A 24,659-nucleotide genomic window follows, 5' to 3' on the forward strand; every position below is an offset into this window, starting at 1 on the left:
GTGCGCCGCCTGGCGTGGCGGCCGGCCGAGCTGGTGCACGCCGCCGCCGAGACCGAGACCGCCCGCACGCTGCGCCTCCGGGTGCCCGACTGGCCAGGTCACCTCGCGGGCCAGCACGTGGACGTGCGGCTGACGGCCGAGGACGGCTACACCGCGCAGCGCAGCTACTCGGTGGCGGGGCCCGCCGACGGTGACCTGATCGAGCTGACCGTGGAGACCGTGCAGGACGGCGAGGTGTCGCCGTACCTGACGGAGGAGATGCGGGTCGGCGACCAGGTCGAGATCCGCGGCCCGGTGGGCGGCTGGTTCGTGTGGCGGCCGGAGAGCCGGGCACCGGTGCTGCTGGTGGGCGGCGGGTCGGGGATCGTGCCGCTGATGGCCATGATCAGGACGCGCCGGCAGGCGGGCAGCCGCGTGCCGTTCCGCCTGCTGTACTCGGTGCGCGACCCCGGCCGCCGCTACTACGCCGAGGAGCTGCGCCGCCCCGAGCCCGGGCTGGACGTCTCCTACCTCTACACCAGGTCGGCGCCCGAGGGCCTGTCGCGGCCGGCGCGCCGCATCATGCTGGACGACCTGGCCGAGGGCGGCTGGCCGGCCTCGTTCGAGCCCGACTGCTACGTGTGCGGGCCGACCGGCTTCGTGGAGGCGGCTGCCGACCTGCTGCTCGCGCTGGGGCACGCGCCCGAGCGCATCCGAACCGAACGTTTCGGTCCCACCGGAGGCTGACATGACCGAACACCTGGACGGCAACGCGCTGGCGGGCCCGCTGGGCGAGCTGTTCGCCGTGGACGTGACCGCCGCGACCGGCCGCTGCGCGAGCTGCGGCCTGGCCGGGCCGGTCGCCTCGCTGCGCGTGTACGGCCCGGACCCGGGCCTGGTGGCCCGCTGCCCCGGCTGCGAGGAGGTCGTGCTGCGCCTGGTGCGCGGCCCGGGCACGGCCTGGCTCGACCTGCGCGGCACGGTGTCCCTGCGGGTGAACCTGCCCGACTGAGGACACGGCTGCCCGTCCGACTGAGTACACTCAGGCTCGATCAACGGCCGAGATCTGTACGGCGAGGCTCTTGGCCCTGGGCGGCGGCCCGCGGCCCCGTCCTGTGGGAGTCACGTGAGCAGCGGGCTTGCCGACGCGCCGCCCTCCGAGTCCGGCGCGCCGCCGCGGCGGCGACGCCGCTGGCTGCGCTGGGTGATCGCGGTCACGGTGACCGTCGTCCTCCTGGTCACCGGCGTGGCCGTCGGCGTGTACGCGCGCCTGACCGGCAACATCGAGCACGAGGACGTCACCGCCGAGGACCTCGGCGCCACCCGGCCGCCCAAGGTGGCCGGCACCGCCATGAACGTCCTGATCGTCGGCTCCGACCAGCGCAACGGCAAGAACGCCAAGTACGGCAGGGTCGCGGGCGAGCGCACCGACACGATCATGCTGGCGCACGTGTCGTCCGAGCGCGACAACGCGATGGTGATCAGCTTCCCGCGCGACTCGGTCGTCCAGCTGCCCGCCTGCCGCGCCACCAAGGGCCTGCCCGGTCAGCAGGCGCACGTCGGGATGATCAACGAGTCGTTCAACTCGGGCGGCATCGCCTGCACCTGGAAGACGATCGAGTCGCTCACCGGCATCCACATCGACCACTTCGTGAAGGTGGACTTCACCGGCTTCAAGGGCATCGTGAACGCCATCGGCGGCGTCGAGGTGTGCCTGCCCGAGGCGATCGACGACAAGAAGGCCCTGCTGCACCTGCCCGCCGGCCGGCAGACGCTCAACGGCGAGCAGTCGCTCGGCTACGTGCGCGCCCGCTACAGCCTCGGCGACGGCTCCGACATCGGGCGCATCCAGCGGCAGCAGATGTTCATCGCCTCGATGGTGAAGAAGGTGATGAGCAGCGAGACGCTCACCGACCCGGCCAAGCTGCTCGGCACCCTCGACGCCGCCACCCAGGCGATCACCACCGACCGGGGCCTGACCACCGGCGTCATGCGGGACCTGGCGGGCAGCCTTCAGGGCCTGGACATCAGCAAGATTCGCTTCATCACCACCCCGTGGCACTACTCGCTCACCCAGCCCGGCCGCGTGGAGTGGGTGCCCGACCAATCCAAGCGGCTGTTCCAGATCGTGGCCAGGGACCAGAGCGTCGACGGCGTCAAGGGCGGCCAGGCCAAGGTGGGCCGCTCGAAGATCCAGGTCGAGCTGCGCAACGGCACCTGGCGCGGCGGCCTGGCCACGGAGGTCGCGGCCTTCCTCGAACAGCGCGGCTACCACATCGCCAAGATCGGCGACGTGGCGACCAAGCCGCAGCCCAAGACGACGATCTTCTACGGCCCGAACGGCGAGACCCGGGTGCCCACGCTCGCCAACGACCTCAAGGGCTCCGCCACCCGCTCCGTGCCCGCCGCCAGGACCAACCGGCTGATCCTGGTGATCGGGGACGACTGGAAGGGGCTCAAGCCGCTGCGTACGGACGACACGGAGGCGATGAAGGGCTTCGACGCCACCCACGACTCCTGCGCGGCCTGACCGGGGGCGACGCGGGCGGCCCGGTCAGAGCGCGTCCGACAGGCCGCCTCCGTCGATGGCGGTGAAGCCGGCGTCCTCGATGAGCGGCACCACGGCCTTCTTGGCCTCGTCGTCGTCGCCCCAGTAGGGCATGTCGGCCCGCGCGCCGCCGCGCTGCCCCGCGATGCCCAGCTCCAGCAGCTCGTTGGGGTACTTGGTGTTGAACGTGCGCACCAGGCGCACGTCGGCGCCCAGCACGTGCTGCTGGTACTGGGGGCTGGTCAGCCCGCCGGGCACGGCCATCACGACCGCCGCGCCGTCACGCTCCCCGATCGGGTTGCTCGGATCCACGACGATCTTGCCGGAGAGCGAGCCGTCTAGCTCCGCCACCACCGCCGGGAACTCCTCCCAGCCGACCGCCATGATCACCACCTCGCCGAACCGCGCCGCCTGGCCCGGCTCGCCGTCCTGCGCCTGGCCGTCGGCGGCCCGCGCGGCGGCGTTCGCGCGGGCGGGATCGGCGTCGCTGAAGAACACGTCATGGCCCGCCACCGCGAGCAGTCGGCCGAGCGGCGAGCCCAGCCTTCCGGAACCCACGATTCCTACGCGCATGTCTTGATCTCCTCGTCATCCGGGGATGTGCCCACAGCCGCCGACGACATGCGCGTGTTCGCGGACCTTTGCCAGTTGATCAGGCGATGAGTGCCCCGAGGGTGGCGAGGGCCTCGACGACCTGCCGCGCGTCGGGGGTGGCGTCGGGGTCGAGCAGCCACTGCAGCATCAGCCCGTCGGTGATGGCCACCACCACCGACACCAGCACCTCGGGATCCAGCGGCAGCTCCACCCCCAGCTCCCGGCTCACCCGGCGCAACATGTCGGCCCCGGCCACCCTGGTCCTGGCGTAGGCGTCGGCCAGCTTCTCCCGCAGCACGGGCGCGCGCAGCGCCGCCGGATACCCCTCCACGCACAGGACGAGCACGGGCCGCAGCTCGTCGAAGACGTCCACCAGCTCGGTCATGGCCCGCTGCAGCATCTCGCGCGGGGAGCCGGGCGCGGCGCCGAACATGGCCCGCTCCACCCGCTCGGTCCACTGGTCGAAGACGGCCGCGATGGCCTCGTTGAGCAGCGCGTCCTTGCCGCCGAAGTGGTAGCCGATGGAGGCCAGGTTGGTGCCGGAGGCGGCCACGAGGTCGCGTGCGGTCGTGCGGGCGTAGCCCTTCTCCTGAAGGCAGCTCACCGCTCCGGCCAGCAACCGTTCGCGATATCCACCGGCGTCTGTTCGTGCCACGGGTCTATGCTACTGACGTATACGAGCGTCTATGACGTACGTACATTTACTAGGAGATACCACAATGATCCCTCCTGGCCCGAAAATGCCGGTGCTGGCGCAGACGGCCTGGTTCATGGCCGACGCGCCGGGCGCGTTCGAGAGCTACCACCGCCGGTACGGCCCGATCTTCACGGTCCGCAACTCCGGCTTCCCGCCCGAGGTCTTCGTGACCACCGCGGAGCTGGCCGAGCAGGTCTACCGCACCGACCAGAGCGGTCACGGCAGGGCCGGCGAGGCCCGGCGGGTCTTCCTGCAGCACATGGTCGGCGCGCACTCGGTGCTCACCCTCGACGGCGAGGCGTGGTGGCACCACCGCAAGACACTGAACCCGACGCTGCGCGCCAGGCAGGTCGCCGGCTACGAGGACGACATCGCGGCGATCGCGGCCGAGAAGATCGCGACCTGGCCGCTGCACCGGCCGTTCGGGCTGCGTGACCATCTGCAGGAGATCACGCTGGAGATCATCATCCGGCTGATCTTCGGCATCACGGACGCCGGGCGTGTCCAGCGGCTGCACGCGCTGCTGCCCGAGCTGATCGAGGTGGGCGGCTCGATGTCGGTGGTGATGCTGCCGGAGCGGCTGCGCGGGCTCGCGGAGCGGGCGCCGATCGGGCGTTACCGGAGGTTCGTGCGATTGCGGGCCGAGGTGGACGCCATCCTGTTCGACGAGATCCGCCGCCGCCGCGCGGCGCCCGGCGGGAGCGACGTGCTCGGCCGGCTGCTGGAGACGGAGCTGGGCGACCAGGAGCTGCGCGACGAGCTGATCACCATGCTCTTCGCCGGCCACGAGACGACCGCGACCGGGCTGGCCTGGGCCTTCGAGCGGCTCCTGCGCATGCCCGAGGTCCTGGAGCGGCTGCCGGACGACGAGCCCTACCTCGACGCGGTGGTCAAGGAGGTGCTGCGCGTGCGGCCCGTCGTCTTCGAGGCGCCGAGGCTGCTCGACGCCCCGCTACGGCTGGGCGGGTACGAGATCCCGGCCGGATGGTACGCCGGGCCGTACATCCCGCTCGTGCACCGTGACCCCGCCGCCTTCCCCGCGCCCGGGGAGTTTCGTCCCGAGCGCTTCCTGGACGGGCACCAGGGCAAGGCCTGGATGCCGTTCGGCGGCGGGCGGCGCTTCTGCGTAGGAGCGCAACTGGCGCTCCTCGAGATGCGCGTCGTCATTCGCGAGGTGCTGCACCGCCTGGAGCTCACGGCGCCCGATCAGGCGCCGGAGGCCAGGCGGCTGAAGAACGTCACCCTCGCCCCCGCGAAGCTGACCCGCGTCATCGCCCGCGCTCGGACTCCTGCTCGGACGGCGTAGGAGGGTACATCTCCTCGCGTCGCTCGTCTGCGCCCAGCTCCTCGCGGAGCCGGTCGTAGTCGATGTTGTGGTTGGCGTACTTCAGCTGGCGAGCGACCTTCGTCTGCTTCGCCTTGGCTCTTCCTCGGCCCATGGCAACTCCCTAGTCCCCGCTGTCATGCTATCCGACAACCTAGCGACTTGAAGAATTATGCAACTGCACTGGATTACTCTGACAATATGCACGTGGAGGTCTACCAGGCCAAGGCCGACTTCTTCCGAACCCTCGGCCACCCCGCTCGCATCCGAGTGTTGGAGCTACTCCAGGAAGGGCCACTGCCCGTAAGGGATCTACTGGCCCAGATCGACATCGAGGCTTCGAGCCTCTCACAGCAGCTCGCCGTCCTGCGCAGGGCGGGGATCGTCAGCGCGATCCGCGAGGGCAGCACCGTGGTCTACACCCTCGCCACGCCCGAGCTGGCGGATCTGCTGGGCGCCGCCCGGCGCATTCTCACCGACATGCTGGCCGACCAAGGAGAGCTGCTCGCGGAGTTGCGGGCCGAGGTGACATAGATCACGTACTTGATCAGCACTATTTGATCAGGGCTCGCCGCGCCCGCTTCGGATACCAGGCGGCGAACAGGGCGGGAAGGGCGAACGAGAGCGCCTTGATGGCGATGACCAGCGCGGTCGCGTGCGGCGCCGCGGCCGGCACGAACGCCAGGCAGAGCGCGGCGACGGTGAAGGCCGCCGCCCAGACGGTCGTGATGACCGCGTTGACGCGGTGGAACCACGGGCTCTCCCAGATGTCCCTGGGCGCCATCGTCCGCGCGATGCCGAGCGTGAACGGCCTGCGGATCACCAGCGAGCCCCACGCCGTGCCGGCCAGCCACAGGTTGACCAGCGCCGGCCCGTACGGGGTGAGCGGCGAGTGCGGCACCACCAGCGCGAACACGGTGAGACAGGCGAAGAAGACCGCGGCACTCGCCTCGATCACGATCTCGTCCCAGCCCTTGCCCGCCCTGCGGTCGAGGCCCACGAGCACGACGGCGATGACCAGGCCGGTGATGGCGCCCCAGCGCCACTCGTCGCCGGTGGCGACGAACGCGTAGACGATCCAGGGCAGGAAACCGAGCAGGCCGCGCATGCGGGAGCACCTCCGATATTCCAATTATGACATGTCGAAACTAGAACCTCCTGTAGAGATATGTCAACATAGGAACATGAGCCTTCGACACGCCGTGCTGGGCCTGCTCTCCGAGGGGCCCGCGAGCGGATATGACCTGATGAAGACGTTCGACGTCTCGCTCGCCAACGTCTGGCCGGCCACCCAGAGCCAGCTCTACTCCGAGCTGGGCAAGCTGGCAGAAGCGGGGCTCGTGGACGTGGCCGCTGAGGGGCCGCGGGGCCGCAAGGAGTACGCGATCACCGAGGAGGGCCTGGCCGAGCTGCGGCGCTGGGTCACCGAGGTGGAGCCGACCAGGGTGGCGCGCAGCGACATGTTGCTGCGGGTGTTCTTCCTGGCCCAGGTCTCACCCGAGCAGGCCCGCGACTACCTGCGCAGGCAGGCCGACGAGGCGGTCAAGGAGCTGGAGCACCTGGAGAGCATCCGCGAGTTCGTCGAGAGCGGCACCGACAACCTCTCCGTCTACGGCCGCCTCGCCCTGGAGTACGGCCTGCGCCTGGCCAAGGGGCAGCAGGAGTGGGCCGAATGGGCGCAAGGACGCATCCACTAGGCTCTGGCCCATGGTCTCCGAGCTGTTCGATCCCAAGGCGTGGCAGCCGGTCGAGGGATTCGACTTCACCGACATCACCTACCACCGGGCGGTGGACCAGGGCACCGTACGCGTGGCCTTCAACCGCCCGGAGGTGCGCAACGCCTTCCGCCCGCAGACGGTGGACGAGCTCTACCGCGCGCTCGACCACGCCCGGCAGACCACCGACGTCGGCTGCGTGCTGCTCACCGGCAACGGCCCCTCGCCCAAGGACGGTGGCTGGGCCTTCTGCTCCGGCGGCGACCAGCGCATCAGGGGCAAGGACGGCTACCAGTACGCCGACGGCACCCCCGCCACCGGCCGCCTGCACATCCTCGAGGTGCAGCGGCTCATCCGCTTCATGCCCAAGGTCGTCATCTGCGTGGTCCCTGGCTGGGCCGCGGGCGGCGGGCACAGCCTGCACGTCGTGGCCGACCTGACGATCGCCAGCGCCGAGCACGCCCGGTTCAAGCAGACGGACGCCGACGTGGCCAGCTTCGACGGCGGCTTCGGGTCGGCCTACCTGGCGCGGCAGGTCGGGCAGAAGTTCGCCCGCGAGATCTTCTTCCTCGGCGACACCTACAGCGCCGCCGACGCGCACCGGATGGGCATGGTCAACGCGGTGGTGCCGCACGAGGAGCTGGAGAGCACGGCGCTGGAGTGGGCCCGCAAGGTCAACGGCAAGTCGCCGACGGCGCAGCGGATGCTCAAGTTCGCCTTCAACGCCGTGGATGACGGGCTGGTGGGGCAGCAGGTGTTCGCGGGGGAGGCCACGCGGCTGGCTTACATGACGGAGGAGGCGGCCGAGGGGCGCGACTCGTTCCTGGAGAAGCGCGAGCCCGACTGGTCGCCGTTCCCCTGGCACTACTGACCGCGCGGGCCGTTAGGCGCAGGCGCGGCCGATGGGCCCGGCGACGGTGAGGTGGCGCAGGTAGCGGTCGATGGCGTGCGGGGTGTCGCGGTTCTCGACCTCGACCTGGCTCAGCGGCGTCCCCCACCCCCGCTCCAGCGGATGCCCGATCGCCACGATGTCGTTCAGGTCGTACGTGGTCAGCCACCGCACCCCCGGATGCCGCGTCCCCCGGGCCAGCAGGTTGCGCTGGATGGTGGGCAGGCCGAGTGGCGACCCGGCCGTCACCCAGAGCAGCACCCGCCGCCGCACCGCGTCCTCCACGAGCAGGTCCCTGGCCACGACCGTCCCCAGGCTGTGGGAGACGAGCACGAGGTCGCCGGTTGGGGGCAGGTGGCGGCGCACCTCGTCGAGCACCGGTCTGCGGCCGTGGCTGAGGTAGACGGCCACGTCCTGCAGGAACATCTTGATGATCTCCTTGTCCACGCTGGTGTTCTTGGAGACCCAGGTGAGCAGGCGCCGGGCCAGCGTCCAGGACAGCAGGTCGGAGATGCCGAGCATCTCCTGCGGCACCCCCGTGCCGGCGGCCAGGTCGGCGACCAGGCGGCGCTCCAGCTCCCCGACGTCCTCGGGCAGGAACGGGTGGAACGGCACCTCCTCGGCCCCGTCGGCGGGCGTCGTCAGGACGTCGGACTGCTTGGCCGCCTGGGCGGTGACCCGGTGCAGGACGTTGCCGTAGTAGGGCAGCACGCACTGCGCGGTCAGCCTGGGGACGCGCAGCCCGGCGGCCAGGGCGGTGCACCACTCCCCCAGCAGCACCTTCGGGTCCTTGCCTTCCTGCCCCCGCCCATGGATGAACACGATCGTCGCCGCCATGGCCGCCTCCCTGACTCGGGCCGCCAGCGTAGGCACGGCTCAGCGGCCGAGGCGTCAGGGTGTGCCTCAGGGGAAGCCCTAGACTGCCGCCCTTGGCAGACTGGGGTCATGAGGATCAAGGTGCCGGAGGCGCTGACCGAGTCGCACATGAAGTTCGAGGCGGATGCCGGGCCCGGCTGGAACGCCGCGCTGCCCGCGCTGGCCGAACGTTACCTCAACGAGTGGGAGCTGCGGCTGGACGGCGAGCCCAGCCACGGGATCGTCGCGCTGGTGCTGCCGGTGCTGCGTGCCGACGGCACCCCCGCCGCGCTCAAGCTGCAGCCCGTGACCAGCGAGACCGTGGACGAGGCGCTGGCCCTGCGCACGTGGGCGGGCGACGGCTCGGTGCTGCTGCTCGACGACGATCCGGAGACGGGCAGCATGCTGCTCGAACGGCTGGACCCCGACCGGTCCCTGTCGGCCGTGCCGGACGTCATGGAGTCCCTGGACGTGCTGGCGGGCCTGCTGCGCCGGCTGTCCGCCCATCCCGCCCCCGCGGGCATGCGCCACCTCGGCGACCTGGCGCGGGGCATGCTGGAGCGGGTGGACGACGCCGTGGACCGGGTGCACGGCGAGCGTGACCGCTACTGGCTGCGCTGGTGCGCGGGGGCGGTCGCCGAGCTCGTCCCCGAGCCCGGCGACCGGCTGCTGCACTGGGACCTGCACTACGACAACGTGCTCGCGGGTGAGCGCGAGCCGTGGCTGGCCATCGACCCCAAGCCGCTGGCGGGCGATCCTGGGTTCGAGCTGCTGCCCGCGTTGTGGAACCGGTGGGACGAGGTGATCACGAGCGGCGACGTGCCGCGCGCGGTGCTGCGGCGCTTCGACTTCCTGGTGGACGCCCTCGGCCTGGACCCACGCCGCGCGGCCGGCTGGACGCTCGGCCGGGTCCTGCAGAACTTCCTGTGGGACGTGGCCGACGGCGACCGGGTGCTGGCCGAGATCCTGGTGCGGGTCGCGGAGGCCGTCCGCGCTAGGTGGTGAGGACGACCTTGCCCTGGCCGTGGCCGGTCTCGATCTCCCGGTGCGCGTCCGCGGCCTCCTCCAGCGGGTACGTCCTGCGTACCGGGAAGGAGAAGGCGCCCTCGGCGTACAGGGCGGCGTAACGCCCGAGCCGCTCGGCCGAGCGCTCCCCCTGGACCAGCCGCACCCCCAGCTCGGCGGCCCGGCCGTGCTCGACCAGCGTGACGATGCGGGCGCGGTCGGGCACCAGCTCCAGGGAGACCTCCAGCGCGTGCCCGCCGGCGCCGTCCAGGGCCGCGTCCACGCCGCCCGGCGCGAGCGCGTGCACCCGGTCGGCCAGGCCCTCGCCGTACGCGACGGGGACGGCGCCCAGCTCGCGCAGGTAGTCGTGGTTCACCTCGCGGGCGGTGCCGATCACGGTGGCCCCGCGCCTGCGCGCGATCTGCACGGCCGCCGTGCCCACCGAGCCGGCGGCGCCGTGCACGAGCAGCGTCTCACCCTCCGCCACGCCGATGCCGTCGATGGCCAGCTCCGCCGTCTGCACGCCCGAGGTGAGCCCGCCGGCCACCTCCCACGGCACCCCCGCCGGCTTGGCGGTCACATCGGTCGCGGGCACCACGATGTACTCGGCGTAGGCGAACAACCGGGAGAACCCGAGCACCTCGGCCCCCACCGCGATCCCGGTCACGCCCTCGCCCACCTGGTCCACCACACCCGCGAACTCGTTGCCGGGGATGCGCGGGTAGGGCACCGCGTCCAGGTAGGGCGGCAGCCACCCGGCCCGCACGGCCGTGTCGAACGGTTGCACCCCGGCCGCCCGCACCCGCACCCGTACCTGGCCCGGGCCCGCCTGGGGCGCCGGCACCTCCATCACCTTCAGCACTTCGGGGCCGCCGGGCTCGGCGAAGGCCGCCGCTCTCATCAGTTCGCTCATGCGGCCAGCCTGCTACCTCAACCAGACTTGAGGTCAAGTCACCAACCGTTTCGGGAACTTTCTCCTTTAGTCGCGCTTTATCTGTATATAGTCCGACAGGACACACAGGGGGATAGGTAGTACGAGGCGGGATGACCGACTTCTTACACATCGCACTGAGCTTTCCGACTGTCATTTTCACTTTCCTGCTCGTGGTGGTCGCCGGTTATTGGCTGACCGTCATCACCGGCCTCTTCGAGGCGGATGACGACGCCACGTGGCTGGGCCTCGGGGGAGTCCCAGCGGGGATCACGCTGTCGCTGCTCATCGCGCTGGCCTGGCTGCTCTGCCTCATCGGCAGTGTGCTGGCGCCCACCGGCGCGCTCATCGCCGTGCCCATCGCCGCTGCGGCCCTGGCCTGGCTGGCCGTGCGCGGCCTGCTGACGCCGCTGCGCAGGCTGTTCCCCGAGGGGGACACGCGCTCGCGCGGCGACTTCGTCGGCCAGATGTGCGTGATACGCACCGGCACGGCCACTCCGGACTTCGGCCAGGCCGAGGTCACCGCCGCCGACGGCTCGTCCGCGGTCGTGCAGGTCCGCACGACCGGCCAGGACCGCCTCGTCCGCGGCGACGACGCCCTCATCTTCGAATACGACAAAGACGGCGAATTCTTCTGGGTCATGCCGTACGAAAGTGAGCACTGATGGACGTCATCTCCACAGGTTTCGGGATTTTCCTGGCCGTCGTCCTGATCATCGTGATCGGCCTGCTGTTCGTCATCGGCCGCCTTTTCCGCAAGGTCGAGCAGGGCAAGGCGCTGATCGTCTCGAAGGTCAACAAGGTGGACGTGACGTTCACCGGCGCCGTGGTGCTGCCCGTGGTACACAAGGCCGAGATCATGGACATCTCGGTCAAGACCATCGAGATCGAACGAACCGGCCGCGAGGGGCTCATCTGCCGGGACAACATCAGGGCCGACATCAAGATCACGTTCTTCGTCCGCGTGAACAAGACCGCCGAGGACGTCATCAAGGTCGCCCAGGCCATCGGCACCGCCCGCGCCAGCGACGAGACCACGCTGCAGGAGCTGTTCAACGCCAAGTTCTCCGAGGCGCTCAAGACCGCGGGCAAGCACCTCGACTTCGTGGACCTCTACACCAAGCGCGACGAGTTCCGTGACGAGATCGTCCGGCTGATCGGCACCGACCTGAACGGCTACAGCCTTGAGGACGCGGCCATCGACTACCTGGAGCAGACCTCGCTCGCGCAGCTCGACAAGAGCAACATCCTCGACGCGCAGGGCATCCGCAAGATCACCGAGCTGACGGCCATCGAGCACGTGCGCACGAACGAGTACCGGCGCAACGAGGAGAAGGAGATCACCCGCCAGAACGTGGACGCCCGCGAGGCGATCCTGGAGCTGGAGCGCCGCCAGGCCGACGCCGAGCTCAAGCAGCGCCGCGAGATCGAGACCGTCAAGGCGCGCGAGGAGGCCGAGATCGCCCGCGTGCAGGCCGAGGAGCGGCTGCGCGCCCAGGCCGCGCACATGAAGACCGACGAGCAGCTCGGCATCCAGAACGAGAACAGGGCCCGCGAGATCGCCGTCGCCGAGAAGAACCGCGAGCGCGTGATCGCCATCGAGACCGAGCGCATCGAGAAGGACCGGATGCTGGAGGTCATCGCCCGCGAGCGGGAGACCGAGCTGTCGCTCATCGCCAAGAACAAGGAGGTCGAGACCGAGAAGCGGTCGATCGCCGAGGTCATCCGCGAGCGCATCGCGGTCGACAAGACCGTGGCCGAGCAGGAGGAGTCGATCAAGCGGCTGCGCGTGGTCGAGGAGGCCGAGCGCACCCGCCAGCAGGTGATCATCGCCGCCGAGGCCGAGGCCCAGGAGAACCTGGTCAAGGACATCAAGGCGGCCGAGGCCGCGGAGGCCGCCTCCAAGTTCAAGGCCCGCGAGGAGCTGGTGCTGGCCGAGGCGCGCCAGCAGGCCGCCGAGCTGGAGGCCAGGGCCAAGATGCGGCTGGCCGAGGGCATCCAGGCCGAGTCCGCAGCCTCCGGGCTGGCGCAGGTGCAGGTCAAGGAGCGCGACGCCGAGGCCATCGAGAAGGTGGGCCGCGCCGAGGCGCTGGTGCTGAAGGAGAAGCTGGCCGCCGAGGCCGACGGGGCCAGGGCCATGGCGCTGGTCGAGGGCGACCGGCTCAAGGCGCAGGCCGCGGGCGAGCAGGCGATGGCCCTGGCGGGCGCCGCCGCCGTGGGCGAGAAGCTCAAGGCCGAGGCCGAGGGCCTCACGCAGAAGGCCGCCGCGATGGCCGCGCTGGACGAGGCCAGCAGGGCGCACGAGGAGTACCGCCTGCGCCTGGAGGCCGACAAGGAGATCAGGCTCAAGCACATCGACGTCAACCGGCAGGTCGCCGAGTCGCAGGCCAGCGTGCTGGCGGCCGGGCTGGCCAAGGCCAACATCGACATCGTCGGCGGCGACACGATGTTCTTCGACAAGGTGGTCGGCTCGATCACCGCGGGCAAGGTGGTGGACGGCTTCGTCGGCCACTCCCAGGTCGCCGGGGCGATCGTGTCGCCGTACGTCAACGGCACCGCAAGCCTGGCGGCCGACCTCGCGAGCGTGGTCGGCGGCGTGCGGACCGAGGACCTGAAGAACCTGACCGTGTCCGCCCTGCTCATGCGGCTCATCCAGGACGGCGGCCCGCAGACGACGGCGCTCGGTGAGCTGCTGGAGACGGCCCGCAGGCTCGGCGTGGCCGACTCGCCGGTGGCGGCCCTGGCCGGCGCCAAGTGAGCGTGGTGACGCCCGAGCTGGAGGCGGGGACGTACGAAGTCCTGCGCAACCGCCTCCAGGCCCAGGCCAAGGCCCTGGAGGCGGCGGCCGGCACGCTCAACGACGAGCGGCTGAAGGTCTTCGGCGGGGCGGAGCTGCGCCTGCTGGGCACCGAGCGGATCAGGACGGAGAACAACTGCGTCCCCAGGGACATCGTCTCCGTGGGCGGCGTGATGCTCTTCGGCTACAACGTCTTCATCGGGCTCAAGCCGGAGACGACGGTGGCGGACGTGTTCGCGGTGCACCGGTTCGCCAGGGACGGCGAGCACTTCCGCTTCGACGCCGACAAGCTGGAGGCGCTGGACGACCCGGCGTTCAGGAAGGACTTCGCCGAGCTCTACCGCTACTACAAGGAGACCAGGCTCCAGCAGTTGCGGCGGGTCGAGGGCAAGCTGCTGGCCGTGTTCCAGACGGGCCCGGCGGACACGCGGGTGCTGCGCTGGACGGTCAGCAACAGTGGTGTCCCGAGATATCAGGACAATCGTGGGGAGCGGGACCACACGTTCCCCCCGTCCCACGACTTCGAGTGGACGCCCACCACCCGCGACGACCACGTACTCGGCCGCCACCCGCACATCTCCATCGGCGGCGAGGTGTTCGTCGAGACCGTCGGCGGCGACCTCACCATCAAGATCGAGGACAACACCGAGAGCGGGGCCGGCATCTACTCCGAGCCGGTCGCCGAGCCGTTGCAGAGCCTGGCGGACGCCGACGTCGAGTACGCCCGCGTGGGGCCGCTGATCCTCATGCGGATCAGGCCGTACAAGGAGACCGACCGGCGGCACCTGGTCTTCAACACCCGCACCAGGGCCGTCGTCCGGCTCGACGGCATCGGGCAGGCCTGCCAGCGGCTGCCCGAGGACCAGGGGCTGATCTTCCCCGGCGGGTACTACCTGGCCACGGGCGTCAGCAAGACGTTCGACACGGACGTGAGCGACCTGGAGTTCGAGCGGGTGGTCCGCTCCCCCAACGGCGAGGACGTGCTCTACGTCTTCCACGCCAGGGGTGACGGGCGCTCGTTGCTGCTGCCGTACAACGTGATCAGGAAGGAGGTGGCCAACCCCATCGTCTGTCACGGGTACTCACTGTTCGACGACGGCACGATGGTGGTCTTCCGGGCCACCTCCGACGAGCCGACCCGGGTGCACCCGATGCAGGTCTGGCAGACGCCGTACGTGTCGGACACCTACGCCGCCGCGCAGCCCGCCGGCACCGGGCCGCTGGAGCGCATCGGCAACGCCGAGCTGGTCCGCGGCATCTCCGACTGCCTGTCCGTGGCGCGCATGGTCGAGGAGATGGCGCCGTCGGCCGGCACGTTCGAGGGGCTGATCGCCGCCTGCACGCGGGCGTTCGACTCCTACCACTGGCTCGGCGAGCACGGCCTGCGCGGGCCGCTCTCCGACGTGCGCGCCACCGCCGAGCAGGTCCTCGACGAGTACGAGAACGTCGAGCAGCTCACCCGCCAGGCCGCGCAGACCCTGGCCACGGCCACCGAGGAGACCACCCAGCTCGTCCGCCACGCCAGGGCCGACACCCCGGCCACCGCCGACGCCTGGGTCACCCTGCTGGCCACGCTGCGCCGCGCCCAGGGGCACCTGGTGACGCTGCGCGAGATCCGCTACCTCGACCTGGACGCCCTGGCCGCGCTGTCCGCGTCCGTGCAGGAGGAGCTGGAGTCGGCGGGCAGGCGCGCCGTGGCGTTCCTGTCGGGCCAGGACGCCTTCACCGCCTACCACGCGGCCGTCGAGGCGCTGGCCGGCGACGCCGCCGCGATCGGCACCGTGGCCGAGGCCGAGCCCGTCGCGGACCGGCTGGCCGCGCAGGCCGAGGGGCTGGAGGTGGTCACGGAGGTCGTCGGGTCGCTGGACATCGCCGACGCCACCGTGCGCACCTCGATCCTGGGCCGCATCGCCGAGGTGCTCGGCGGCGTGAACCGGGCCAGGGCCGTGCTCGACGGGCGGCGGCGCGAGCTGCTCGGCGCGGAGGGGCGGGCCGCGTTCGCCGCCGAGTTCGCGCTGCTGGGGCAGTCCGTCACGGGCGCGCTGGCGATGGCCGACACGCCGCAGAAGTGCGACGAGCAGCTCGGGCGGCTGATGCTGCAGGTGGAGAACCTGGAGGCGCGCTTCGGCGAGTTCGACGACTTCGCCGCCCAGCTCGCCGCCAAGCGGGACGACGTCTACGAGGCGTTCTCCGCCCGCAAGCAGACCCAGCTCGACGACCTGGCCCGCCGCGCCGAGCGCGTCTTCGCCTCCGCGGAGCGCATCCTCGGCAGCATCACCCGGCGGCTGGGAACCCTGTCCTCGCTGGACGAGGTCAACACCTACTTCGCGACCGACCCCATGGTGGCCAAGGTGCGCTCGGCCGCGGCCGGGCTGCGGGAGCTGGGCGACGCCGTACGGGCCGAGGAGCTGGACGGGCGGCTCAAGTCGGCGCAGCAGGAGGCGGGGCGGGCGCTGCGGGACCGCCTCGACCTCTTCTCGGACGGCGGCGAGACCCTCCGGCTGGGCCACCACCGCTTCGCCGTCAACCAGCAGCCGATCGACCTGACGCTGGTGCCGCACGACGGCGGAATGCACTTCGCGATCACCGGCACCGACTACCGCGCGCCCGTGCCCGCCTCCTTCGACGACACCCGGCCCTTCTGGGACCAGGTGCTGGTCTCCGAGACCGCGCAGGTGTACCGGGCCGAGCACCTCGCCGCCTCGCTCCTCGACTCGGTCACGCCGGGCACGCCGCTGGAGGAGCTGGTCCGCCGGGCGGCCGAGCAGCGCTACGACGAGGGGTACGAGCGCGGCGTGCACGACCACGACGCCACCCGCATCCTCGACACGCTGGTGCGGCTGCGGGACGGAGCCGGGCTGCTGCGCTACCCCGCCGCGACCCGGGCGGCGGCGCAGCTCTTCTGGGCCTTCGGGACGGACGAGGTTTCACGTAAAACATTGGCCGCCCGCGCCACGTCGCTGGTCAGGGCCCGGACGGTCTTCGGGATCACGCCCGCCCTGGGCTCCCTCGCCGACGAGCTGGACGGGGCGATCACCGCGTTCCTGGCGGGCCTCGGCCTGCCCGCCGCGGACCTCGCCGGCGAGTACCTGGTCGAGGAGGTGGGCAGCGCGCCCGCCGGCTTCGTCACCGCCAAGCCGGCCCTCGACCTGCTCGACGGCTTCCGGCACGCGCTCGGGCCGGTCAGGACCCGCGAGTTCGAGGAGGACCTCAAGGCGCTGGCCCTGCCCGAGCGGGTGCAGCTCGCCCACGCCTGGCTCACCGCCTACCACCAGGGGCCGGAGGTGGCGGAGGCGCTCGCCGTCCAGCTCTGCGACCACCTGACGCGCTACGACTCCAGCGCCACCACCGCCGAGACCGTGGACGGCCTGCTCGGCGCCCACCCGCGCGTCCAGGACCGCAAGCTCGACGTCCGGCTCGACGAGATCCTGCCCAGGACCAGGCAGTTCGCCCGCGAACGGGTGCCGGCCTACCGGGCCTACCAGCGCCGCAGGAACGAGCTGGTCGAGGCGGAGCGCCGCCGCCTGCGGCTGGAGGAGTACCGGCCGAAGGTGATGAGCGCCTTCGTCCGCAACCGGCTGCTCGACGAGGTGTACCTGCCGCTCATCGGCGACAACCTGGCCAAGCAGCTCGGCGCGGCGGGAGCTGGCAAGCGCACCGACCAGATGGGCCTGCTGCTGCTCATCTCGCCGCCCGGTTACGGCAAGACGACGCTGATGGAGTACGTGGCCAGCCGCCTCGGCCTCGTCTTCGTCAAGGTGAACGGCCCGGCCCTGGGCCACGAGGTCACCTCGCTGGACCCGGCGGACGCGCCCGACGCGACGGCCAGGCAGGAGGTGGAGAAGATCTCGTTCGCGCTGGAGACGGGCAACAACACCCTGCTCTACCTGGACGACATCCAGCACACCTCGCCGGAGCTGCTGCAGAAGTTCATCTCGCTGTGCGACGCCCAGCGCCGCATCGAGGGCGTGTGGAACGGGCGCACGAGGACCTACGACCTGCGCGGCAAGCGGTTCGCGGTGTGCATGGCGGGCAACCCGTACACCGAGTCCGGTCAGCGCTTCCGCATCCCCGACATGCTGGCCAACCGCGCCGACGTGTGGAACCTGGGCGACGTGCTGTCGGGCAAGGAGGAGCTGTTCGCGCTCAGCTACGTGGACAACGCCCTCACCTCCAACCCGGTCCTCGCCCCGCTGTCCGGCCGCGACCGGTCGGACGTGGCGCTGCTCATCCGCCTGGCGAGGGGCGACACGACGGTCCGGCCCGACCAGCTCGCGCACCCCTACACCAAGCCCGAGCTGGACCAGGTGCTCAGCGTGCTGGCCAAGCTGGTCCGGGTGCAGGAGGTGGTGCTGGCCAACAACCGGGCCTACATCGCCTCCGCCGCCCAGTCCGACGCCGCCCGTACGGAGCCGCCGTACCGGCTGCAGGGCTCCTACCGCAACATGAACAAGCTGGCCGAGCGCATCGTGCCGGCCATGAACGACGACGAGCTGGAAGCGGTGATCGACGACCACTACCTCGGCGAGGCGCAGACCCTGACCTCCGACGCCGAAGCGAACCTGCTCAAGCTCGCCGAGCTCCGCGGCCGCCTGACCCCCGCCCAGGCGGAGCGGTGGGCGGCGGTCAAGGCCGCCTACCTGAAGGCGAAAGCTCTGGGCGGGGCGGAGGATGATCCGGTGGTGCGGGCCGTGGGGGCGATCGGGCTGCTGGCCGACCGGGTGGGCGAGGTCGGCACGGCCATCAGGGAGTCGGAGCGCTGAGCTCCAGGTGGGAGCCGATGAAGGCGGCGCGCATGCGGCGGTCGTGGGTGACGATCACCAGCGCGCCCCGGTACGTGGTCAGCGCCTCCTCCAACTGCTCGACGAGCTGCGGCGACAGGTGGTTCGTCGGCTCGTCGAGCAGCAGCAGGTCCACCGGCTCGCTCACCAGGCGGGCCAGCTCGACCCTGCGGCGCTGCCCGTACGACAGCTCGCCCAGCCGCAACCGCAGGTCAGAAGGCCGGAACAGGCCCAGGGCCAGCAGCGCGTCCGCGTGCTCGTCCAGCGAGCCCGGCCGGCCGGCGGCATAGGCCCCCAGCACGGTGCGATCCGGTGGCCCGACCTGCTCGTCCTGCCTGAGGTGGCCGACCCGGCCCGAGCGCCGTACGGTGCCCGCGTCCGGCTGCAGCTCCCCGGCCAGCACGCGCATCAGCGTGGTCTTGCCCGCCCCGTTCGGCCCGGTGACGAGCAGCCGCTCACCGAAGCGCACGGTCAGCCCGTCCAGCCGCAGCCGGCCCGCCACCCGCACCCCTTCGAGCGCGGCCACCACACCATCCATCGCGCGATCCACCGTGTCAGTCATCGCGGGGCCGGGCTCGAAGGCAGGGGTGAAGCGGAGCGGGTCGGGCGGCCGGGACGCCGGGTTGTCCCTGAGCCACCGCATCCGCTGCTGCGACTGCCGCACCCGCCCAGCCGCGCCGTGCGTACGGGACCGGGCGCGCCAGGCCCCGGTCCCCATGCCCGCCTGGGCCATCTTGCGCGGGATGGCGGCCATCCGCCCGGCGTTGGCGGCGACCAGCCCCGAGTGCCGGGCCAGCTCCAGCTTCCACTCCTCGTACGCCCGCAACCGCGCCGCCCGCTCGGCGGCCTTGGCCACGAGGTACCCGGAGTACCCGTCCCCGTAGCGGCGCACCCGCCCCTCCTCGACCTCCAGCACGGTGGACGTCACCCGCTCCAGGAACACCCGGTCGTGCGTGATCGCCACCACGGTGCCCCGGTGGGCGCGCAGCCGCTGTTCGAGCCAGGCCACGGCCCGGTCGTCCAGGTCGTTCGTGGGCTCGTCGAGCAGCAGCAGCTCCGGATCGGCGGCCAGGGTGGCGGCGAGGGCGAGGCGGGCACGTTCGCCACCGGAGAGCGTGCCGACCGGGCGCGCCCGGTCGAGCCCCGGCAGCCCGAGCCCGTGCAGCGCGGCGTCCACCCGCGCGTCGGCCTCGTACCCACCGCGCGCCTCGAACTCCGCCACCAGCCGCGCATAAACCTCCGCCGGCCCGGCGCCATCGCCGGCCCGCGCGGCATCGTCGGCCCGCGCGCCACCGTCGGCCCGCGCGGCGTCCGCGTTCTGGTCCAGCTCCGCGAGCGCCTGCTCGGCGGCCCGCATCCGGGCCTCCAGCTCACGCAGCTCGCCCAGCGCCAGATCGACGACCTCCGCCACCGTGGCGTGCGGCGGCAGCTCCAGCGACTGCGGCAGGTAACCGACGCCGCCGGGCGCGACGACGGTGACCTCGCCGTTGTCGGGCCGCTCGACGCCCGCCATGAGCTTGAGCAACGTGGACTTGCCTGCCCCGTTGTCCCCGATCACGCCGATCCGATCACCCGGTCTGACGGTGAAGGACACGCGGTCCAGGACGACGCGGGTGTCGTAACGCTTGGTGATCTCGTTGAATGCCAGTTGGGCAGCAGCAGTACGCATAAAGGGCCCACCCCCTCTTCTCGGCTCGGAAAACGACCGGTACGAGGCGGCACAGGCGGAGCTACCGGCTCAACGCGTGTGCGCCTCTGGCGCGAGAATCACAGGGAACCCATATCGCGAGAGAACCTAGCCCCTGACCGGACTTTCTGTCCAGCCCTATTTCACGGCGAGCGCCCGCGACACCGCGCCGGCGCTCGCGGGCAGGAGCGGCAGCCGCACGTCAGGAGTGGGAATGAGCCCCCGCGCGTGCAGCACCCCCTTGAGCACCGTCGGGTTGGGCTCGGCGAACAACGCCGCCGACAGCCGGGCCAGCCGGTGCCCGAGCGGTCTGGCCCGGGCGACGTCGCCCGCCTGCCAGGCCTCGGCCAGCTCCACGAAGCCGCCGGTCTCCACGTGCGCGGAGGCCAGGATGCCGCCGGCGGCTCCCAGGGCGAGCAGGGGCGAGATGAAGGGGTCGTCCCCGCACAGCACCTCGAACCCCTCAGGCAGGTCCGCGAGCAGTTCGACCGTCTCGGAGGTGATGCCGCCGGCCGCGTACTTCACCCCCGCGATCATCGGATGCGCGCCCAGCTCGCGCAGCGTGGCGGCGCCGACGGCCTGCCCGGTCCGGTAGGGGATGTGGTAGATCACCAGCGGCACCGGCGTCTCCTCCGCCAGCGCCGCGAAGTGCGCGACGACCCCGCGCTCGCCGGGCCGCAGGAAGGACGGGACCGTCACCAGCGCCGCCCCCACCCCCGTCGGCAGCTCGCGCAGCGCCCGGGCCGTGGAGCGGGTGTCGCCGCCCGTCACCCCCACCGTCAGCAGCGCCTGCCGCTCGGCGCAGACCTGCGCGCACACCTCGATCACCCGGGCGCGTTCGCCGGGGTCGAGCGCGGCCACCTCACCGGTGGTGCCCAGCGCCACCAGGCCGGCGGCGCCCTGGTCCAGCACCTGCCGGCCGAGCTTGTCGACCGTGTCCGCGGCCACCGCGCCCGACGCGTCGAACGGCGTGACCAGCGGTACGTGGATTCCTCTCAGCATGCTCCGAGCTTGACCGACGGAAACCCGTTAGCACCAGCGCGGATTTCTACGTTCGAGCTTAAGCTGAACTTATGCTCGACCCTCGCAAGCTGCACCTCCTCCGCGAGCTGGCCAGGCGGGGCACGATCGCCGCGGTCGCCGAGGCGGTCACGTTCACGCCGTCGGCCGTCTCCCAGCAGCTCAGCGCGCTGGAGCGGGAGGCCGGGGTGCCGCTGCTCGAACGCACCGGCCGCACCGTGTCGTTGACGCCCGCCGGGCACCTGCTCGTGGAGCACGCCCAGGCCGTACTGGAGCAGCTTGAACGGGCCGCGGCGGCGCTCGCCGCCGCGCGGGGCGGGCCGTCGGGGCCGCTGCGGATCGGCGCGTTCCCCACGGCGGCGCGCGTGCTGCTGCCGCCCGCGCTGGCCGGCCTGACCGGCGCCCATCCCGGGCTGGAGCCGATGGTGGCGGAGATCGACCCGGCGGACGTCTCCGCGGCGCTGCGTGCCGGGGAGCTGGACGTGGCGCTGGTGCACGAGTACGACTTCGTGCCGCCGGTCACCGACGCGTCGATCGAGACCGAGCCGCTGTTCAGCGAGCCGATGTACCTCACGGACCGGCCCTCGATCGCGGCCGCCAGGGCCGACGCGTGGATCACGAACAAGCCCGGCACGTTGTGCCACACGATGGCGATCAGGGCCTGTCAGGCGGCCGGGTTCGAGCCGGTGGTGCGGCATCACCTCGACGACTTCGACACCGTGCTCGCCTTCGCCGCGGCCGGCCAGGGGGTCGCGCTGGTCCCCCACCTGGCGGCGGCGAACCCGCCGCCCGGCGTACGGCTCACCCGCCTGCCGCTGAGCCGCCGCACCCTGGCCGCCTACCGGAGGGGGAACGGCGCCCACCCGGCGATCGTCGCCGCCGTCACCGCCTTCCGCACCGCCGTCGCCCACCTCCCCCTCTGACCGCCCGCACGCTCCCCCTGGCCCAGGCCGCGGACGCCCACCGCCTCCTGGAGAGTCGCACCCTGATCGGCCACGTCCTCCTGACCCCGTGAGAGCGGGCCGGCGTCACAGTAGTGCCACCGCATGCCCGCCTCCTCCAGCACGAACCGGTGCCGTCGGGCGCCAACTCCATCGCGATCTCGCTGTTGGCGGGGTCGGTGCAGGGCAGCGTCTCGTCACACTCGATGCCGAGGGCCACGAGCCACCCTCACACGGTGTCAGCCGCAAGTCAGGCACGCAGCTCCGCCAGCGCCCGCCGCCAGGGGTCGTCGCCGGGGTCCAGCACGACCCGCACGCCGTCGGCGCGCAGGTCCTCGATGCTGCGACGGTACGGCGTGCGCGCGGCCAGCGCGTCGTTCACGAACGGCAGCACGACGACGGGGATGCCCAGCCCCGGCGCCTCCGCCAGCACGCCCAGCGCGTAGGTGTCGGTGATGCCCTGGGCGAACTTGTTGATCGTGTTGAACGTGGCAGGCGCCACGATCATGGCGTCGGCCCTGGGCGGCTTCGGCTCGTGCGGCTTGCGGTAGCGGCTGCGGATCGGCCGCCCGGTCCGGCGTTCCAGCTCGGCCACGTCGATGAAGTCCAGCGCGGAGGGGGTGGCCACGATCTGCACGACCCAGCCCTCGTCCTGGGCCAGGGAGACGAGCCTGCCGACCTCCGCCGCCGTCTCCGCGGCACTGACGACGACGTAGAGGACCTCGCCGGATGATTCGGTCACGCGATGCACTCCTCGGGAGGATGGTTCACTGCGGTCAAGCATTCCCGTACCCGAATCCTCTGTGACGGCCGGCGCCTCTCATAGGTGTCGAAACGCGAAACAGGGAGGTTGTCGTGTCCGTTGCCACCATCGCCGTCGCCGTCGTCGTCGCCGTCGCGGCCGTGCTCGTCTGCGCCTACGTCGTGGCGCTGCGCAGGAAGGGCCGGTCGCGTGGCTGAGGGGAGCTGGCCGGGCGAGCGGCTGATCGTCGGGGCGCAGCGCGGGGACGTCGAGTCGATCTCCGCGCTGGTGTCCGGCTCGCACCCGCACGTACGGCGCTTCGCCCGTACGTTGTGCGCCACGCCCGAGGACGCCGAGGACGCCGCCCAGGAGGCGCTCATCATCCTCTACCGGAAGATCGGCACGTTGCGGGCCACCGGCGCGCTGGCGTCGTGGATGTTCCGCATCGTGCGCAACGAGTGCCTGCGCCGGGCCCGCCTGGCGCTGCGGCCACCGGAGCCCGCCGGTGAGACGCGCACGCTGTCGGCCGAGGACGAGGTGATCCGTCGGCTGGAGGCCGACAGGGTCGCGGCGGCCGTCGCCGCGCTGCCGGCCGATCAGCGCACCGTCCTGGTCATGCGCGACATCCAGGGGCTGAGCGGCCGGACGGTGGCCGCGGCGCTGGGCCTGAGCGTCGCGGCGATGAAGTCGCGGCTGCACCGCGCCCGCGCGGCGGTGCACCGCTCGCTCCAGCACGGGGCCCGAGGGGGCGACGATGGCTGACGACCGGGGCTTCGCCGCCGCGTCCCTGCCCCGGCACCTGCTGCGCGGCGCCGCCGGGTTCGGCGCGCTGATCGGCGCGCTCGCGCTGATCCCGGCGCTGGGCCCGGTGAGCCTGGTGCTCGCCCCGCTCGGCCTGTGGGCCCTGCGCGGCTGCCCGGCGTGCTGGGTGATCGGGCTGGTGCAGCTCCTCTCGCTGGGCCGGTTGCGGCGGCGGTGCGTGGACGGCAGGTGCGAGCTCACCCGGGCACCGCGTTCCGGTGGTTCCGGTACGCGCTGAGAGCCTCCTCAGAGTTTCTCAGGGCCCACACAGCCGCCGGGACGCAGGCTGAAGGCCATGGATCAACTACTGCGCAACCCGGCCGTCGCCGCCGGGCTGGCCAAGGTCGAAGCCAGGATCCGGCGGCTGAGCGGCTCGTCCGCGCTGCCCGCCATCAACGCCGGCGCCGGGCGGGTCGTCTCGGCGGGCGGCAAGCGGCTGCGGCCCGCCCTGACGCTGGCCGCCGCGCTCGCCCTCGGCAGGACGCCCGACCGCCGCCTGATCACGGCCGCGGCCTGCGTCGAGCTCATCCACGCGGGCTCGCTCGTGCACGACGACCTCATGGACCGGGCCACGGAGCGCCGGGGCGCCAGGACGCTCAACGCCGAGCTGGGCGACGGCAAGGCGCTGGTGATCGGCGACTTCATGCTGGCCAGGGCCGGGCTGGCGGCGATCACGCAGGTGTCGAGGCCGGTGGCCGAGGTGCTGGCGGCGACGGTGGTGGAGCTGGCGGAGGGGCAGTACCTGGAGACGGCCGACCTGTTCGACACCACGCGTACGCCGGAGAGCGCGCTGCGCTCGATCACCGGCAAGACCGCCGCGCTCTTCAGGGCCGGTTGCCTGGTGGCGGCGGTGTGCGCGCACGCGCCGGCCGAGGACAGGGCGCGGATGGGGACGTACGGGGAGAAGTTCGGGCTGATCTTCCAGGTGCTCGACGACCTGCTCGACCTGACCGCCACCAGCGAGCAGCTCGGCAAGCCCGCCGGGAACGACCTGCGGCAGGGCGTCTACAGCCTGCCCCTGCTCCTGTCGGGGATCGAGCCGGCCGAGCTGCCGGGCCGGGGCAGCACGGACGAGCAGGTGGCGCAGGTGCTGCGGCGGGTGCGGGCGAGCGGCATGACGGCCGACACGATCGCGTACTGCCGGGGGCTGGCGGCCGACGCGGTGGCCGCCCTGCCGGTGATCCAGGACCCGGAGATGGCGGGCCTGCTGCGCGGCCTCCCGTCGGCGTACATCGACCAGGTGGCACGTCTGACGCACCTGACTTCGGTGAGTTGAGATTTGTTGGAACAATTGGTAGAAATCCCGGCCCCATTCCCGAAAAATGCGCTCATACTGGAGTTACAGCTACCAGG

At 71.8% G+C, this 24,659-nt stretch carries 24 protein-coding genes; 15 read left to right on the top strand and 9 right to left on the bottom strand.

Annotation, left to right across the window (positions count from 1 at the left end):
• From LCN96_RS55440 to LCN96_RS55450, 3 genes are all read left to right on the top strand, one after another.
• On the top strand, positions 1-726 hold the full coding sequence (locus LCN96_RS55440; RefSeq protein WP_225270404.1) for a ferredoxin reductase: 726 nt from the start codon (positions 1-3) through the stop codon (positions 724-726).
• Between the two features lies 1 nt (position 727).
• Positions 728-991, top strand: coding sequence for a DUF6510 family protein (locus LCN96_RS55445; protein WP_225270405.1), 264 nt, complete (start codon positions 728-730; stop codon positions 989-991).
• A 114-nt stretch (positions 992-1,105) separates the two neighbouring features.
• Positions 1,106-2,509, top strand: coding sequence for an LCP family protein (locus LCN96_RS55450; protein ID WP_225270406.1), 1,404 nt, complete (start codon positions 1,106-1,108; stop codon positions 2,507-2,509).
• Between the two features lie 24 nt (positions 2,510-2,533).
• Here LCN96_RS55450 and LCN96_RS55455 read toward each other — a convergent pair whose 3' ends face one another.
• Together LCN96_RS55455 and LCN96_RS55460 are read right to left on the bottom strand one after the other, a co-directional pair.
• Positions 2,534-3,100, bottom strand: coding sequence for an NADPH-dependent F420 reductase (locus LCN96_RS55455; protein ID WP_225270407.1), 567 nt, complete (start codon positions 3,098-3,100; stop codon positions 2,534-2,536).
• A gap of 79 nt (positions 3,101-3,179) precedes the next feature.
• Positions 3,180-3,776 (bottom strand): TetR/AcrR family transcriptional regulator, encoded by a 597-nt coding sequence (locus LCN96_RS55460; protein ID WP_225270408.1) that lies wholly within the window; start codon positions 3,774-3,776, stop codon positions 3,180-3,182.
• A gap of 64 nt (positions 3,777-3,840) precedes the next feature.
• Between LCN96_RS55460 and LCN96_RS55465 the strand changes: the two genes are divergently transcribed.
• Positions 3,841-5,124, top strand: a complete 1,284-nt coding sequence (locus tag LCN96_RS55465) for a cytochrome P450 (protein ID WP_263657424.1) — start codon at positions 3,841-3,843, stop codon at positions 5,122-5,124.
• On the opposite strand, the gene LCN96_RS57625 is transcribed toward LCN96_RS55465, so the two are convergent.
• Positions 5,087-5,257 (bottom strand): DUF3073 domain-containing protein, encoded by a 171-nt coding sequence (locus tag LCN96_RS57625; RefSeq protein WP_311132166.1) that lies wholly within the window; start codon positions 5,255-5,257, stop codon positions 5,087-5,089. The genes LCN96_RS55465 and LCN96_RS57625 overlap by 38 nt on opposite strands.
• A gap of 86 nt (positions 5,258-5,343) precedes the next feature.
• Between LCN96_RS57625 and LCN96_RS55475 the strand changes: the two genes are divergently transcribed.
• The gene (locus LCN96_RS55475) at positions 5,344-5,676 is read left to right on the top strand and encodes an ArsR/SmtB family transcription factor (protein ID WP_043615149.1); all 333 of its coding nucleotides are present in this window, start codon (positions 5,344-5,346) and stop codon (positions 5,674-5,676) included.
• A gap of 19 nt (positions 5,677-5,695) precedes the next feature.
• Here LCN96_RS55475 and LCN96_RS55480 read toward each other — a convergent pair whose 3' ends face one another.
• Positions 5,696-6,250 (bottom strand): hypothetical protein, encoded by a 555-nt coding sequence (locus LCN96_RS55480; protein ID WP_225270409.1) that lies wholly within the window; start codon positions 6,248-6,250, stop codon positions 5,696-5,698.
• A gap of 76 nt (positions 6,251-6,326) precedes the next feature.
• Between LCN96_RS55480 and LCN96_RS55485 the strand changes: the two genes are divergently transcribed.
• Together LCN96_RS55485 and LCN96_RS55490 are read left to right on the top strand one after the other, a co-directional pair.
• Complete coding sequence (locus LCN96_RS55485) at positions 6,327-6,839, top strand: PadR family transcriptional regulator (RefSeq protein ID WP_225270410.1); 513 nt, start codon at positions 6,327-6,329, stop codon at positions 6,837-6,839.
• Positions 6,840-6,849: 10 nt separating this feature from the next.
• A complete protein-coding gene (locus LCN96_RS55490) occupies positions 6,850-7,728 on the top strand; it encodes a 1,4-dihydroxy-2-naphthoyl-CoA synthase (RefSeq protein WP_225270411.1) in 879 nt (292 codons plus the stop codon).
• Between the two features lie 12 nt (positions 7,729-7,740).
• Here LCN96_RS55490 and LCN96_RS55495 read toward each other — a convergent pair whose 3' ends face one another.
• Positions 7,741-8,583, bottom strand: a complete 843-nt coding sequence (locus LCN96_RS55495; protein WP_225270412.1) for a hypothetical protein — start codon at positions 8,581-8,583, stop codon at positions 7,741-7,743.
• Positions 8,584-8,691: 108 nt separating this feature from the next.
• Between LCN96_RS55495 and LCN96_RS55500 the strand changes: the two genes are divergently transcribed.
• Positions 8,692-9,606: an aminoglycoside phosphotransferase family protein gene (locus LCN96_RS55500; protein ID WP_225270413.1), complete on the top strand. Its 915-nt coding sequence runs from the start codon at positions 8,692-8,694 to the stop codon at positions 9,604-9,606.
• On the opposite strand, the gene LCN96_RS55505 is transcribed toward LCN96_RS55500, so the two are convergent.
• On the bottom strand, positions 9,596-10,519 hold the full coding sequence (locus LCN96_RS55505; protein WP_404823922.1) for an NADP-dependent oxidoreductase: 924 nt from the start codon (positions 10,517-10,519) through the stop codon (positions 9,596-9,598). The genes LCN96_RS55500 and LCN96_RS55505 overlap by 11 nt on opposite strands.
• Positions 10,520-10,713: 194 nt before the next feature.
• Here LCN96_RS55505 and LCN96_RS55510 point away from each other — a divergent pair, with 194 nt between their 5' ends.
• From LCN96_RS55510 to LCN96_RS55520, 3 genes are read left to right on the top strand one after another with little or no spacing between them, the layout of a single operon-like run.
• A complete protein-coding gene (locus tag LCN96_RS55510; RefSeq protein WP_225270414.1) occupies positions 10,714-11,202 on the top strand; it encodes an OB-fold-containig protein in 489 nt (162 codons plus the stop codon).
• The gene (locus tag LCN96_RS55515) at positions 11,202-13,295 is read left to right on the top strand and encodes a flotillin family protein (RefSeq protein ID WP_225270415.1); all 2,094 of its coding nucleotides are present in this window, start codon (positions 11,202-11,204) and stop codon (positions 13,293-13,295) included. Before LCN96_RS55510 ends, LCN96_RS55515 begins: the two co-directional genes overlap by 1 nt.
• Positions 13,292-18,097 carry a DNA repair ATPase gene (locus LCN96_RS55520; RefSeq protein ID WP_397351843.1) on the top strand — a complete coding sequence of 1,602 codons (4,806 nt, stop codon included), beginning with the start codon at positions 13,292-13,294 and terminating at the stop codon, positions 18,095-18,097. Before LCN96_RS55515 ends, LCN96_RS55520 begins: the two co-directional genes overlap by 4 nt.
• Here the strand turns inward: LCN96_RS55520 and LCN96_RS55525 are convergent.
• Together LCN96_RS55525 and LCN96_RS55530 are read right to left on the bottom strand one after the other, a co-directional pair.
• Positions 18,078-19,784, bottom strand: coding sequence for a TlrC/CarA/OleB/SrmB family ABC-F type ribosomal protection protein (locus tag LCN96_RS55525; protein WP_225270417.1), 1,707 nt, complete (start codon positions 19,782-19,784; stop codon positions 18,078-18,080). The genes LCN96_RS55520 and LCN96_RS55525 overlap by 20 nt on opposite strands.
• 156 nt (positions 19,785-19,940) lie before the next feature.
• The gene (locus tag LCN96_RS55530) at positions 19,941-20,804 is read right to left on the bottom strand and encodes a dihydrodipicolinate synthase family protein (RefSeq protein ID WP_225270418.1); all 864 of its coding nucleotides are present in this window, start codon (positions 20,802-20,804) and stop codon (positions 19,941-19,943) included.
• A 71-nt stretch (positions 20,805-20,875) separates the two neighbouring features.
• Here LCN96_RS55530 and LCN96_RS55535 point away from each other — a divergent pair, with 71 nt between their 5' ends.
• The gene (locus LCN96_RS55535) at positions 20,876-21,745 is read left to right on the top strand and encodes a LysR family transcriptional regulator (RefSeq protein WP_225270419.1); all 870 of its coding nucleotides are present in this window, start codon (positions 20,876-20,878) and stop codon (positions 21,743-21,745) included.
• Positions 21,746-22,013: 268 nt separating this feature from the next.
• Here the strand turns inward: LCN96_RS55535 and LCN96_RS55540 are convergent, their stop codons facing one another.
• Positions 22,014-22,505: a flavoprotein gene (locus LCN96_RS55540; RefSeq protein ID WP_225270420.1), complete on the bottom strand. Its 492-nt coding sequence runs from the start codon at positions 22,503-22,505 to the stop codon at positions 22,014-22,016.
• 210 nt (positions 22,506-22,715) lie between these two features.
• Between LCN96_RS55540 and LCN96_RS55545 the strand changes: the two genes are divergently transcribed.
• The 3 genes from LCN96_RS55545 to LCN96_RS55555 are packed head-to-tail and all read left to right on the top strand — an operon-like array spanning position 22,716 to position 24,582.
• A complete protein-coding gene (locus tag LCN96_RS55545) occupies positions 22,716-23,267 on the top strand; it encodes an RNA polymerase sigma factor (protein ID WP_225270421.1) in 552 nt (183 codons plus the stop codon).
• Complete coding sequence (locus LCN96_RS55550; protein ID WP_225270422.1) at positions 23,260-23,544, top strand: hypothetical protein; 285 nt, start codon at positions 23,260-23,262, stop codon at positions 23,542-23,544. Before LCN96_RS55545 ends, LCN96_RS55550 begins: the two co-directional genes overlap by 8 nt.
• 57 nt (positions 23,545-23,601) lie before the next feature.
• Entirely contained in the window at positions 23,602-24,582 is a 981-nt protein-coding gene (locus tag LCN96_RS55555; protein WP_225270423.1) for a polyprenyl synthetase family protein, read from the top strand.
• Positions 24,583-24,659: the final 77 nt, after the last annotated feature.

Origin of the sequence: Nonomuraea gerenzanensis (assembly GCF_020215645.1) — a bacterium.
In the GTDB taxonomy this organism is placed as follows: Bacteria; Actinomycetota; Actinomycetes; order Streptosporangiales; family Streptosporangiaceae; genus Nonomuraea; species Nonomuraea gerenzanensis.

Coding starts and splice junctions, on each gene's coding strand:
- LCN96_RS55500 (WP_225270413.1), top strand. CDS start 8,692: ATGAGGATCAAGGTGCCGGAGGCGCTGACCGAGTCGCACATGAAGTTC.
- LCN96_RS55515 (WP_225270415.1), top strand. CDS start 11,202: ATGGACGTCATCTCCACAGGTTTCGGGATTTTCCTGGCCGTCGTCCTG.
- LCN96_RS55475 (WP_043615149.1), top strand. CDS start 5,344: ATGCACGTGGAGGTCTACCAGGCCAAGGCCGACTTCTTCCGAACCCTC.
- LCN96_RS55505 (WP_404823922.1), bottom strand. CDS start 10,519: ATGAGCGAACTGATGAGAGCGGCGGCCTTCGCCGAGCCCGGCGGCCCC.
- LCN96_RS55445 (WP_225270405.1), top strand. CDS start 728: ATGACCGAACACCTGGACGGCAACGCGCTGGCGGGCCCGCTGGGCGAG.
- LCN96_RS55490 (WP_225270411.1), top strand. CDS start 6,850: ATGGTCTCCGAGCTGTTCGATCCCAAGGCGTGGCAGCCGGTCGAGGGA.
- LCN96_RS55485 (WP_225270410.1), top strand. CDS start 6,327: ATGAGCCTTCGACACGCCGTGCTGGGCCTGCTCTCCGAGGGGCCCGCG.
- LCN96_RS55455 (WP_225270407.1), bottom strand. CDS start 3,100: ATGCGCGTAGGAATCGTGGGTTCCGGAAGGCTGGGCTCGCCGCTCGGC.
- LCN96_RS55555 (WP_225270423.1), top strand. CDS start 23,602: ATGGATCAACTACTGCGCAACCCGGCCGTCGCCGCCGGGCTGGCCAAG.
- LCN96_RS55495 (WP_225270412.1), bottom strand. CDS start 8,583: ATGGCGGCGACGATCGTGTTCATCCATGGGCGGGGGCAGGAAGGCAAG.
- LCN96_RS55480 (WP_225270409.1), bottom strand. CDS start 6,250: ATGCGCGGCCTGCTCGGTTTCCTGCCCTGGATCGTCTACGCGTTCGTC.
- LCN96_RS57625 (WP_311132166.1), bottom strand. CDS start 5,257: ATGGGCCGAGGAAGAGCCAAGGCGAAGCAGACGAAGGTCGCTCGCCAG.
- LCN96_RS55550 (WP_225270422.1), top strand. CDS start 23,260: ATGGCTGACGACCGGGGCTTCGCCGCCGCGTCCCTGCCCCGGCACCTG.
- LCN96_RS55525 (WP_225270417.1), bottom strand. CDS start 19,784: ATGCGTACTGCTGCTGCCCAACTGGCATTCAACGAGATCACCAAGCGT.
- LCN96_RS55465 (WP_263657424.1), top strand. CDS start 3,841: ATGATCCCTCCTGGCCCGAAAATGCCGGTGCTGGCGCAGACGGCCTGG.
- LCN96_RS55535 (WP_225270419.1), top strand. CDS start 20,876: ATGCTCGACCCTCGCAAGCTGCACCTCCTCCGCGAGCTGGCCAGGCGG.
- LCN96_RS55530 (WP_225270418.1), bottom strand. CDS start 20,804: ATGCTGAGAGGAATCCACGTACCGCTGGTCACGCCGTTCGACGCGTCG.